At 72.6% G+C, this 12,307-nt stretch carries 9 protein-coding genes and 1 tRNA gene; 7 read left to right on the top strand and 3 right to left on the bottom strand.

Translation table 11 applies throughout. From position 1 onward, the window contains the following. The first annotated feature begins 571 nt into the window (after positions 1 to 571). From topA to WMJ97_RS11560, 7 genes are all read left to right on the top strand, one after another. The gene (gene topA, locus WMJ97_RS11590; RefSeq protein ID WP_347349154.1) at positions 572 to 3,283 is read left to right on the top strand and encodes a type I DNA topoisomerase; all 2,712 of its coding nucleotides are present in this window, start codon (positions 572 to 574) and stop codon (positions 3,281 to 3,283) included. Between the two features lie 165 nt (positions 3,284 to 3,448). Next, positions 3,449 to 3,766 (top strand): peptidoglycan-binding domain-containing protein, encoded by a 318-nt coding sequence (locus tag WMJ97_RS11585; protein WP_347349153.1) that lies wholly within the window; start codon positions 3,449 to 3,451, stop codon positions 3,764 to 3,766. 63 nt (positions 3,767 to 3,829) lie between these two features. Next, positions 3,830 to 4,465: a dTMP kinase gene (gene tmk, locus WMJ97_RS11580; RefSeq protein WP_347349152.1), complete on the top strand. Its 636-nt coding sequence runs from the start codon at positions 3,830 to 3,832 to the stop codon at positions 4,463 to 4,465. Between the two features lie 22 nt (positions 4,466 to 4,487). Beyond that, entirely contained in the window at positions 4,488 to 5,666 is a 1,179-nt protein-coding gene (locus WMJ97_RS11575) for a DNA polymerase III subunit delta' (RefSeq protein WP_347349151.1), read from the top strand. Positions 5,667 to 5,737: 71 nt separating this feature from the next. Next, on the top strand, positions 5,738 to 6,832 hold the full coding sequence (locus WMJ97_RS11570; protein ID WP_347349150.1) for a DoxX family protein: 1,095 nt from the start codon (positions 5,738 to 5,740) through the stop codon (positions 6,830 to 6,832). A 34-nt stretch (positions 6,833 to 6,866) separates the two neighbouring features. Continuing rightward, positions 6,867 to 8,441, top strand: a complete 1,575-nt coding sequence (locus WMJ97_RS11565; RefSeq protein ID WP_347349149.1) for an alpha/beta hydrolase — start codon at positions 6,867 to 6,869, stop codon at positions 8,439 to 8,441. Between the two features lie 77 nt (positions 8,442 to 8,518). Beyond that, positions 8,519 to 8,591, top strand: a tRNA-Thr gene (locus WMJ97_RS11560). 410 nt (positions 8,592 to 9,001) lie between these two features. On the opposite strand, the gene phoA is transcribed toward WMJ97_RS11560, so the two are convergent. From phoA to WMJ97_RS11545, 3 genes are all read right to left on the bottom strand, one after another. Beyond that, on the bottom strand, positions 9,002 to 10,447 hold the full coding sequence (gene phoA, locus WMJ97_RS11555) for an alkaline phosphatase (RefSeq protein ID WP_347349148.1): 1,446 nt from the start codon (positions 10,445 to 10,447) through the stop codon (positions 9,002 to 9,004). 149 nt (positions 10,448 to 10,596) lie between these two features. Then, positions 10,597 to 11,607 (bottom strand): magnesium transporter CorA family protein, encoded by a 1,011-nt coding sequence (locus WMJ97_RS11550; RefSeq protein WP_347349147.1) that lies wholly within the window; start codon positions 11,605 to 11,607, stop codon positions 10,597 to 10,599. Positions 11,608 to 11,651: 44 nt separating this feature from the next. After that, positions 11,652 to 12,263: a hypothetical protein gene (locus tag WMJ97_RS11545; protein WP_347349146.1), complete on the bottom strand. Its 612-nt coding sequence runs from the start codon at positions 12,261 to 12,263 to the stop codon at positions 11,652 to 11,654. Positions 12,264 to 12,307 lie beyond the last annotated feature (44 nt).

Raw genomic sequence — 12,307 nt, 5'->3', positions numbered from 1 at the left:
GCGGACGCCCGCGTCCCGCTGGTCCTCGTCCCCGACGACCCTCCGGACGCCGCGCCCGAACCGGACGAACCGGACGATCCAGACGACCCGGACGACCCGCCCCACGCGGGAACCGTGACGGGAGCCTGAGGGGCGGCACCCTGCGTTGCCGGCGCGAAGTAGGCCGAGATCTGCGTGGTGAGCACGGCGCCCGCGAGGGCGCTGCCGAGCATGATGAGCCCCATGCCGCGACGGCTCGTCCGTGGCCGGGGGGAGGCCGCGGGCGAATCCGCCGTTCCAGGGGCGGGGGCGTCCACGGGGTGCGGCGTCCAGGGGGCGTGGGAGGTGGCCGGCGGCTCGGGGTCGGGGGTCTGCTGGGGGTCGAGCTGCTCGGCCATGTCGTCCTTCCCGGATGCCGCACCCGCGGCGTCCTCGGGCGATAGTCAAGGCCGCCACCTTGGGGACTCGATGTGTCCAACCTGTGCCGATGCTGTGAAACTCGCGCCGCCGCGCGTGGTTCGGGCGGCTACGATGCGATCCCAGCGCCGGGGCTACAGTGGCTCCGATCTGCCCCGTCATTCGAAGGTTGGAAGTGGCTACCACCAAGAAACTCGTCATCGTCGAGTCGCCCACGAAGGCGCGCACGCTCACCGGCGTGCTCGGCTCCGACTACGTGGTGGAGAGTTCGCGCGGCCACGTCCGCGACCTGCCGACCGGCGCGGCGGAGGTCCCGGCGAAGTACAAGGGCGAGAAATGGGCGCGCACCGGCGTCAACGTCGAGAAGAACTTCGAGCCCCTCTACGTGGTGCAGGCCGACAAGAAGGCGACCATCCGCGACCTGAAGTCGAAGATGGCGGGCGTCGACGAACTCATCCTGGCAACGGATGAAGACCGCGAGGGCGAGGCCATCGCGTGGCATCTGATCCAGGAGCTGAAGCCCAAGATCCCGTACAAGCGCATGGTCTTCCACGAGATCACGCCGCAGGCGATCCGCGACGCGGCCGGCACCCTACGCGACCTCGACATCGACCTGGTCGACGCGCAGGAGACCCGGCGCATCCTCGACCGCCTCTACGGCTACGAGGTCAGCCCGGTGCTGTGGAAGAAGGTCATGCCGCGGCTGTCGGCGGGCCGCGTCCAGTCGGTCGCCACGCGGCTCGTGGTCGATCGCGAGCGCGAGCGGATGGCGTTCCGCATCGCGTCGTACGCCGACGTGGACGCCGTGGTCGACGCCGGCGAGGGCGCCGACCCGCGCACGTTCCCGGCTCGGCTCTCGACGGCGGGCGGGCTGCGCATCGCGTCCGGCCGCGACTTCGACGCGAGCGGGCAGCTCACCGGCAAGTCGCTGCTGCATCTGGCCCTCGAAGGGGCCGAGTCGCTGGCGGCCGGCCTGCGGGAGGCGTCCCTCGAGGTCGCGAGCGTGGACGCGAAGCCGTACACGCGGCGTCCGTACGCGCCCTTCCGGACGACGACCCTCCAGCAGGACGCCGGCCGCAAGCTGGGCTTCACGTCGCAGCGCACGATGTCGGTCGCGCAGGAGTTGTATGAGCGCGGCTTCATCACCTATATGCGTACCGACTCGGTCACGCTGTCGGGGCAGGCCATCTCGGCGGCCCGCGCCCAGGTCACCGAGCGGTTCGGCGCCCAGTACGTGCCCGACAAGCCGCGCGTGTACACCTCGAAGGTGAAGAGCGCGCAGGAGGCGCACGAGGCGATCCGGCCCGCCGGCGACCACTTCCGGACGCCGCAGGAGACCGGCCTCACCGGCGACCACCTGCGCCTGTACGACCTGATCTGGCGCCGCACGCTGGCGTCCCAGATGAAGGACGCCGAGGGCAGCACGCTCACGGTGCGGATGGCCGCGGCGCTGGGAGCGCCGGTCGAGGTGACCGACGCGACGTCCGGCGAGGTGCACGCGATCGAGCGGGCCGAGCTGACGGCGTCCGGGCGGACGATCACGTTCCCCGGCTTCCTCAAGGCCTACGTGACCGGCATCGACGAGGGCGGCTCCGCGGACGACGCGCAGTCGCCGCTCCCGCCGCTGGAGGTCGGGCAAGCGCTGACGGCGTCCGAGGTGACGGCCGCGACGCACGAGACGCGCCCGCCGGCCCGCTACACCGAGCCGTCCCTCGTCGCGAAGCTCGAGGAACTCGACATCGGCCGCCCGTCGACGTACGCGGCGATCATCCGGACGATCACGAGCCGCGACTACGTCTTCAAGAAGGGCTCGGCGCTCGTGCCGACGTGGCTCGCGTTCGCGGTGACGCGCCTGCTGGAGCTTCACTTCCCGCGGCTGGTCGACTACGGCTTCACCGCCGAGATGGAGGCCGACCTCGACGAGATCGCGGGCGGCAATGCCGACCGCGTCGCCGTGCTCACCGAGTTCTACTTCGGCAAGGGCGACGCGCGCGGGCTGCAGCAGCTCGTCACCGAGCTCGGCGAGATCGACGCGCGCGAGCTGTCGACCTTCTACCCGGTGCACGGCGAGGAGTCAGGCATCGCGGTGCGGGTCGGCCGGTACGGCACCTACATCGAGGACGCCGACGGCAACCGTGCGAACGTCGACGACGACCTGCCGCCCGACGAGCTGACCGTCGAGCTGGCGCGCGAGTTGCTCGCGAACCCCCGCGGCGCGGAACGCGAACTCGGCACCGACCCCGACACGGGGCATGCCGTCGTCGCCAAGGACGGCCGCTACGGCCCCTACGTCACCGAGGTCCTCCCGGAGGGCTCGCCGAAGTCGGCGAAGCCGCGCACCGGCTCGCTGTTGAAGTCGATGTCGCTGGAGACCGTGACGCTCGACGACGCCCTGCGCCTGCTGAGCCTGCCCCGCGTGGTGGGCCAGGATGCCGACGGCGTCGAGATCACCGCCCAGAACGGCCGCTACGGGCCGTACCTGAAGAAGGGCACCGACTCGCGCTCGTTGGCGACCGAGGAGCAGATCTTCTCGATCACGCTCGAGCAGGCCGAGGCGATCTACGCGCAGCCCAAGCAGCGCGGACGCCGCGCCGCCGCCGGCCCGCTGAAGGAGCTGGGCGACGACCCCGAGACCGGCAAGCCGGTCGTCGTGAAGGACGGCCGCTTCGGCCCGTACGTCACCGACGGCGAGGTCAACGCGACCCTGCGCCGAGATGACTCGGTGGAGGAGATCACGATCAGCCGGGCATCCGAGCTGCTGGCCGAGAAGCGGGCCAAGGGCCCGGTGAAGAAGCGGACGCCCACGCGGCGGTCGTCCTCGGCGAAGAAGGCTCCCGCGAAGAAGGCACCGGCCAAGAAGACGGCCGCGAAGGACGCAACGACGTAGCGCGGAGCGTCCCGGGAACCGCAGACGTCGGTATCGCTGCCCTGTGCCTGCCCGAGCGACCCACTCATGGTCGTCGGGTCGTGGGGATTCTCACGGCCGGTTTGGTCGCCTAGGGTGTTAAACGGCTTCCCGCTAGGGCGGGAGCCGTGGACCTGGGGGTACAACGTGAAGGAGACGCTGGCTGCCGTCGTGGTGGTCGGGTGCGTCATCGCCGCGGTGGCGCACGATCCGGGCACGTCGGGGTCGTCCGTGCGGACGACGACGGCGTCCTCGTGCGCGCAAACGCTCGTTGAGTACGGGGAACGCTCGTCGTGTGCCCGCGAGGCGCAGTCGCTGCTGCGGCTCCGTGGGCACTACAACGGCGCGGTGGATGGGGCGTTCGGCCGCGACAGCCGCGCCGCCACGGTCGCGTTCCAGAAGGCGCGGGGGCTGCGGGCCGACGGGGTGGTCGGGCCGTCCACGTGGGCCGAGCTGAAGCGCTGACGGTCAAGCCGCGCTTCAGGGTTCGGCCCCGCCGCGTCGGGCAAGATGGGGCGCGGAGGTGTCATGAGCGGTGTGTTCGTGGTGTTCGAGGGCGGGGACGGCGTCGGCAAGTCGACGCAGGCGGCCCTGCTCACCGAGTGGTTGGAGACGCACGGGCGGGAGGTCGTCCGGACGTTCGAGCCGGGCGACACGGCGGTGGGCCGCGACATCCGGCGCATCCTGCTCGACCCGGCCACCGGCGAGCTGTCGCCGCGCGCCGAGGCGCTGCTGTACTGCGCCGACAAGGCCCATCACGTCGACCACCTCGTGCTGCCCGCGCTGGAGCGCGGGGCGGTGGTCGTCTCCGACCGGTACGTCGACTCGACGCTCGCCTACCAGGGGGCCGGACGCGCGCTCGACGGCGACGACCTGGAGCGCCTGTGCCGCTGGGCGACCAGCGGGCTCGTGCCCGACCTGACCGTGCTGCTCGACCTCGATCCGGCGTCCGGCGTGGGGGCGATCGAGGCGAAGGACCGGCTGGAGGCCGCCGGCGACGACTTCCACGGACGCGTGCGCCAGGGCTTCCTGGACCTCGCCGTCCGCGACCCCGACCGGTACCTGGTGCTCCCCGCGCGCCGGCCGGTCGCCGAGCTGGCCGCGGCCGTCCGCGAGCGGGTGGCCCCGTTGTTGTCGGACGCCGCTGGCAGGATGACGACGTGAGTGGCGTGAGTGAGGGGACGACGTGCTCGGGGGCGACGCGGTGACCGCGGCCGAGCAGGGCGCCGACGAGGGCGTCTGGGCCGACCTGGTCGGCCAGCGGAAGGTGGTGGCCACGCTGCGTCAGGCGGTCGCGGGCGGCCGTCACGCGATGACGCACGCCTGGCTGATCACCGGTCCGCCCGGGTCGGGCCGGTCGAACGCGGGGCGGGCTTTCGCGGCGGCGCTGCAGTGCCGCGAGGGCGGCTGCGGGCGGTGCCAGGCATGCCGGACGGCGTTGTCGGGGGCCCATCCCGACGTGACGCTGGTCCGCACCGAGCAGCTCTCGATCGGCGTCGACGAGGTGCGCGACCTGGTGCGTCGCGCGGCGATGAGCCCGACGCTGGGCCGCTACCAGGTCATCGTGGTGGAGGATGCGGATCGCATCACCGAGCGCGGCGCCGACGCGCTGCTGAAGAGCCTGGAGGAGCCGGCGCCCAAGACCGTCTGGGTGCTGTGCGCCCCGACGCCCGACGACGTCATCGTGACGATCCGGTCGCGCACGCGCCTGGCCGAGCTGGCCACGCCGAGCAACGCGGCGATCGCCGAGCTGCTGCAGCGCCGCGACCAGGTGCCCGAGGCGATCGCCCAGTACGCGGCCCGTATCGCGCAGGGCCACATCGGCCGGGCGCGGGCACTGGCGCGCAGCGAGGCGGCGCGCACCCGGCGCGAGCAGGTCCTGCGGCTGCCCGGGGCGCTCACGACGCTCGGGGCGTGCCTGACCGCGGCGTCCAACGTGGTGGAGGCGGCGTCCGAGGAGGCGTCCCAGGCGACGACCGAACTCGACAGCCGCGAGAAGGCCGAGCTCAGCGAGGCGCTCGGGGCCGGCACCCGCGGCGTCCGGCCGCGCAGCCTGAACGCGGCCCTGCGCGATCTCGAAGAGCAGCAGAAGGCGCGCGCCAAGCGGTTCCAGCGCGACGCGCTCGACCGGGTGCTGACCGAGCTGACCAGCTACTACCGCGACGTGCTGACCGTGCAGACGCGGGCGAACGCGCCGCTGATCAACGCCGAGCACGCGGCCGACGTGGAGCAGATGGCGCGCCGCACGACCCCCGAGTCGACCGTCTCGCGGCTCGACGCGATCCTCGACTGCCGCACGGCGCTGGAGACGAACGTCGCGCCGCTGCTCGCGATGGAGTCCCTGATGATCAGCCTGCGTGCATGAGTGTCGCTGAGACGCCTGGTGGGCGTCCTGGGGGACGATGAAGGGGATTGTTTGCGAAAGGACGCGTTGGCATGGCCTGGAACCCCCTGAAGAGCGACAACGACAGCGAGAAGGACCCCACGCAGCCGGACGCCTCGGCGGCGGCTCCGCAGCAGGAGGCGCGCATTCTGGACGCGACGGGCGTCGATCCCGAGGCCGGGCAGCGGCCGGAGGCGTCCGAGGTGGACGACGGCGAGCAGGGTGACGTCACCGAGACCGCCCAACCCAGCGAGGCCGACGCGACGCCGGTCGACGAGCGCAGCCACGAGTCGGGCGACGAGGAGTTCTCGGCCGCCGAGTCGGCCGAGGCCGACCGGGCGGACGCCGAGGTAGCTCGTCCCGAGGGCGAGGGCGAGGGCGACGGCGAGCGGCAGACCCGCGGGTCGACGGCGGCTCCGGTCATCGGGGCCGCGGGCGGGGCCGTCGCGGCCGGGGCGGCCACCACCGAGCCGGAGGCCGGGCCGCCGCTGTACCGCGACGTCAGGGCGCCGCGGCAGCCGATCCCCGACACGACCGACGTCCAGCCGGTGGGCGACGATGTCGACCCGGTGCGCGTCGAGCAGGACCGGCTGGACGCCGAGCGGCGCGCCCGCCGCGAGGCCCGCGCCGCCGCGCTCGCGCCGATGGCCGACGAGAGGGCGACGAAGATCGTCCCCGCGAAGCCGCAGAAGAAGACGACCGACAAGTTCTGGGCGTCGCTCGGGCTGTTCCTGCTGCGCGTGGTCGTGGCGGGCACCATGGGCGTCCACGGCATCCAAAAGTTGCTGAACATTCCGGCGACCACCGATTTCTTCGCCAACACGATCCTGCCGTACCCGCGCTACGTCGCCATCGGCGTCGGGGCGTTGGAGGTCGCGGTCGCGGTCGCCCTGCTGTTCGGCATGCTGACGCGCCTGGCGGGCCTGGGCCTGACGCTGCTGATGGCGGGCGCGCTCGGGCTGGTCGTGTGGGGCAACTGGAGCATCATCCAGCCCGGCACGCAGGGCTTCGTCGGCGAGCACGAGTTGCTGCTGGCGACGGTCGGCCTGCTGTTCCTGATCCTGGGCGCGGGCGCGTGGAGCGTCGACGGCAGCTTCCGCCGCCGGCGGGACGCCGTCCGGGCCGAGCGGGAGGCGATGGTCGGCTGACCCAGGGCCCCGCGCGCGGCCTAGGCTGACGCGCATGACGAGGCTTGCTCGACGGCGTCCGCTCCTCGCGGGCGCCGTCCTCGCGTTGGCGGCCGGCATCCTCGCGGGCTGCGGGACGTCCGCCCCGGGGACGCCGCAGCCGAGCGCGCCCTCCACGCCGGGCCTGTCGGCCGGGTCGTCGGGGTCTGCGGCGTCGGCGTCCGCGGCGCCGGCGGAGACGTCCCTCGCGCCGGTGCCGGCCACCGACGCGCGGCTGGCGCGGTTCTACGGGCAGACGCCCGCGTGGTCGGCGTGCGGCGAGGGCGGCGAGCTCGACTGCGCGAGCGTCCGGGTGCCGCTGGACTACGCGCGTCCCGACGGCCCGACGCTCGACCTGGCCGTCGCGCGGAAGCGCGCGACGGCGTCCCGGCAAGGGGTGTTGTTCATGAACCCGGGCGGGCCCGGGGCGTCCGGCACCGGCTACCTGCGGTTCTTCAACACGGCCGGGCTGGAGGGGTTCGACGTCGTGAGCTGGGATCCGCGGGGGGTCGGCGGCTCGCACCCGGTCCGCTGCCTGGAGGGGGCGGACGCGGACGCCTACGTCGCGCTCGACCTCTCGCCCGACACGCCCGCCGAGAACGCGGCCCTCATCGAGGGCAGCCGCCGCTTCGGGCAGGCCTGCCTGCGCAAGACCGGGGACGTCCTCGCGCACATCTCCACGCAGGAGAACGCGCGCGACCTCGACATCCTGCGCGGCGTCCTCGGCGAGGAGCGCCTCACATACGTCGGGCAGTCGTACGGCACGATGCTCGGCGCCTACTACGCCGAACTCTTCCCGGGGCGGGTCTCGCGGATGGTGCTGGACGCCGGCGTCGACGTCACCGGACGCTCGCCGGTCGCCCAGACCGTCGGCTTCGACCGCGCCCTGGACGCCTTCACGTCGACCTGCGCCGCGACCGGCTGCCGGTGGGGCAGCACCCGCGAGGAGGTCATCGCGTCGCTGCGGGCGATGCTCGGCCGGCTCGACCGCCACCCCCTCACGGTGGGGGACCAGAAGCTCACGCAGTCCCAGGCCGCCGCCGGCCTCGCGGGGGCCCTGTACGCCGGGACGCTCGCCACGCCGCTGCTGGAGCGCGCGCTCGACGAGCTCGACCGCGGCGACGGGTCGCTGCTCAAGATGGCGAGCAACCGGATCTACGGGCGCGACGCGTCCGGGGGCTACGGCGGCATGCTGGGGGCGTTCCAGGCGATCCCGTGCGCCGACCGGCCGCGCATCTCGGTCGCCGAGGCGGGCGTCCGGTGGGCCGAGGCGAAGCGGCAGGCGCCCTTCTTCGGCGAGTACTGGGGCCCGCAGTACGTCTGCCCGACCTGGCCGGTGGCGCCGGTCGGCCCGCTCGAGAAGGTGGACGCCGCCGGCGCGCCGCCCATCCTGGTCGTCGGCGGCCGCAACGACCCGGTCGCGCCGTACGAGTACTCCGAGGACCTCGCCCGGCGCCTGAACTCGGGGGTGCTGCTGACGTTCGAGGGCCAGGGGCACGTCGCGTACGGGCGGTCGGCGTGCGTCGACGACGCCGTGCGCGGGTACCTGAACCGGGGCGTCGTGCCCGCCGACGGGACGCGCTGCTCGTGACCCGCGCGGCCGCGCACCCGCCGATTTCTTGGGGACGCCGCCGCCCCGCTATAGTTGTGCACCGGCCGTCAGGCCGCGCCACCTTAGCTCAGTTGGTAGAGCGACGCTCTCGTAAAGCGTAGGTCATCGGTTCGAGTCCGATAGGTGGCTCTCTTGGACCCCAGACGGGGTCGGCGCCGCGTCATTCGCGCTCCGGACGCGGCAGACTCTTCTCCACCTCGTCGAGCCGTCTCCGGCTTCTCAGAGCGCCAGCACCGCCACCGCGATCGCGGCGGCGAGGACGAGGAGACCGAGGGAACGGCGCACGGGACCGAGTGCGGGGTTGACCATGCCGAGAATCCTAGGGGCCTCCGTGGAAACGGTTCGCCCGCGACACCCCGGCCGGACCCATACCCAGCCTCCTGCGCGGGCCGCTCGCCGCAACCGGGTCGCCGGCCCGCTCACCGGCGTCGGGCCGCCCGCGGCGTCCCGGCGAGAATCCGCGGCCTCCCGTTGTGCAGCCCAACGCACAGAGGGCGCCCCGAAGCGGGACGCCCTCCGTGGGTGTGGGGGACAAGCGGTCAGCGCCGGTAGGCGCGCATGCCGTCGCGGATGATGAAGAACAGGTCGGTCTGGTCGATGAGCCCGACGACGTTCGCGGCGCCCGGCCCGTAGCCGGCGACGCGCACCTGAGAGCCGGTGTGCTGCTGGCTCTCGCCGGCGGCGGCGGTGCCGTAGGAGACGACCATGTCGGAGCCCTCGTTGGTGCGGAGCTTGATCGACAGGCCCGGGGTCACCTCATCGACGATCTGGCTCGAGTGAGCGTGGTCGGCGGTGACGATGACCAGGGTGTTCTTGTCCTTCTTGGCGAACTTCAGGGCCTCCTGCACGGCCTCGTCGAGCTGCGCGGTCTCACCGATCTGGCCGCAGGCGTCCGCGGCGTGGTCCTTCTTGTCGATCGAGGCGCTCTCCACCTGGAGGAAGAAGCCGTTCTTGCGGCCGTCGGCGTTCTTCGACAGCAGGTCGATGCTCTTCTTGGTCATCGAGGCCAGCGTGGGCACCTCGGACGCCTTCGGGTTCGCCTGGCACTGCACCGCGGCCTTGTCGCCGCCGCCCGACGTCGCGAGGGTCTCGGCGTACCGGACGGGCATGTTGCCGGACGAGAACAGGCCGAGCACCGGACGCCGCTGATCGGCCGAGCCGATCGTCGCGAGGTCCGCCTTGTCGGTGATGTACTGGTAGCCGCGGGCCTTGGCCTGGGCCTCCAACGTCTGGCCCTTCCAGTCGCCGGCCTTGGCCTTCTCGGCGAACGTCTTGGAGCCGCCGCCGAAGGTGACGTCCGGCCGCGTATTCAGCAGCTGCTCGCTGATCGAGCCGAGCCCGCCGTTCTCGAGGGCGTTCGGCGCGCAGGACTTCGAGGTCTCCTCCGGGCCGTAGCACTTGCGCAGCAGCACGTGCGAGACCTGGACGGCCGGGGTGGCGTCCTGGATCTCCGACGTCGTGATGTCGCCCGTGGCCTTGCCCGACTTCTTCGCCAGCTGCAGCAGCGTCTCGTGCGGACGCCCGTGACGGTCGACCGAGATCGCGTTGTCGTAGGTCTTCACGCCGGTCGCCCAGGCGGAGCCGGTGGCCGCGGAGTCGGGCGTGTAGTCCGGCTTCCCGTTCTCCTTGTGGACGGAGTAGTGGGTCATCTGGCCGGTCAGCGGCAGGGCGTCGATGCCCTTGAAGGCGCCGCCGGCGCCCTCGAGGTAGTTGCGGGCGACGGTGATCTCGGAGTCGCCCATGCCGTCGCCGATCACGAGGATGACGTTCTTCGCGCCGGACTTCTGAATCGCTGCCTGGATGGTCTTCGACTGGTCGCCGCCGATGCGACGCGCGCCGCCGAACTCGTCGACGGGGCCGTCGGCCGCGCGGCTGATGGTGGGGAGGGTCCGTTGGCTCGATGCCTGCGCCGGGATCACGGTGAATGCCAGCGCCAGCGCAGCGACGCCGACGGCGGCGAAACGCACCTGGTTGTTGGTGGCCATGGAGGGATTCCTTCCGGGAGGTCAGGGTTACGACAGGGGCAACCCTGACCCGCGCAGGCAGCAGGCTCCGGACCGTCCGAGGAACACCGCGTGAACGGTGTCCGAACTCTTGGCGCGCCCGGCGGGCGTCGCCCCTGGTCGGCGCCCTGTTAGAGCCAGTCGCGTTGCTTGAAAAGCAGATACAACACGAGGACGCCGACGGCCGTCAGCGCGACGCTCAGCCACAGCCCCAACGGCTCCTGGAACCCCGGGTAGGGGACGTTCTGCCCGAACCAGCCGGTGATCGCCGTCGGGACGGCGATGATGGCCGCCCAGCCGGCCAGCTTCTTCATGATCGTGTTGAGGCGGGCGTCCTGCAGGGAGAGGTTCGTCTCGAACAGCGACGTGATCATGTCGCGGAGGGATTCGGTCCACTCGGACGCCCGCAGCACGTGGTCGTACAGGTCGTCGTACCAGGCCTCCAGCTCGGCCTCCTGGCTCTCCTGGTGCCGGAGCAGGCCGTTCACCACCTCGCGCATCGGCAGGACGGCCCGGCGCAGTTCGACCAGGTCCTTGCGGAGCATGTAGACGCGGCGCTGAAAGTGCTGGTCGGTGCGCCGCTCCTCGAACAGGACGTCTTCCAGCGACTCGATCTCGTCATCGAGCTCCTGGATCGTCTCGAAGTGGCCGTCCACGATGACGTCCATGAGGTCGTAGACGAGGGTCGCGGAGCCGTGCTTCACGAGGTGCCGATCCTCGGTCCACCGCGCGACGATGGGGGCGAGGTCGAGCCGCTCGTCGATCCGGATCGTCACGAGCGCCTCGGGCAGCACGATGCCCGAGAGCCGGTGGGTGCGGAGGCGTCCGCGGCGCTCGGGGTCGGGCACGTCGGCGAGGGACGCCGAGTAGACCGTGAAGAACAGGTGCGATTCGTGCCGGATCACCTTCGCGCGCTCGTGCGGGGCGATGGCGTCCTCGGTGGCGGTGGGCGGCAGCCCCAGCTCGGCGACGATCGACGCGAGGTCGGCGGGGGCGGGGTTCAGCAGGTCCACCCAGACGACGCACGTGGGGTCGTGCGCGAGGGAGGCGATCTCGCCGAGCGCGATGTCTTCCTTCACGATGTGGCCGTCGCGCCACATCATGCCCGTCAGCCGCGATGCGACGCCGTCCGGTTCGCTCATGGGCGCCATTGTGCCCGGGGAGGCGGCGGGTGGCAGTGGGCGCGCTACGCCACGACGAACATAGTGGTGCCGACTCCCGCCCCGAGGAGCAACTGTCCGAGGGTGTGGCGACCCTGCCGGAGGCGTCCCCAGCAGAGGGCGGCCACGGTGACGAGGCCGAGCGCGACGCCCCAGGCCGGGGCGTAGCGGCCCACCGTCACCGCGAACCCGGCGGCCGTCGTGTGCAGCGACACCTTGGTGACGAACCGCGTGAGGAGCGCGGCCACCCCCGTCGCGAGCACGCCGCGGCCGAGGAAGAGCGCGCTCGCGGGCAGGCCGAGGGCGACGGCGACCCCGGCCGCCGCGAGGAGGCAGAGCCCGCCGAGGGCGAGGGGACGCCACCGCTCCGCGCGGCGGACCGCCTGCCGGTCGGTCAGCCGGCCCGTCCGCAGGCTGTGGCGCAGGATCGCCCAGGGCCCGCCGACCGCGACGGCCACCACGGCGATCGCCCCCAGCAGGGTGGCGGGCGAGACCCGCGCCCCGCCGTCGATCGCGGTGACCACGACCCCGGCGCCGCCCACGACGAACGGGTGGAGAGTCTCGTCGACGACGCGCGCCACCGCCGACGGTCGTCCCGCGCGCAACCGCGCGAGGTCGGCGTCCTCGTCAGTGCCCACCGGGGACCCTCGGGCGGCGGGCATCCAGGTCGTGGCGGATGGGG

Origin of the sequence: Nigerium sp., assembly GCF_039811905.1 — a bacterium.
Taxonomy (GTDB): domain Bacteria; phylum Actinomycetota; class Actinomycetes; order Propionibacteriales; family Propionibacteriaceae; genus Propioniciclava.
Note: the sequence above shows the minus strand (reverse complement) of the source record. Positions and strands in the feature narration are given on the sequence as shown.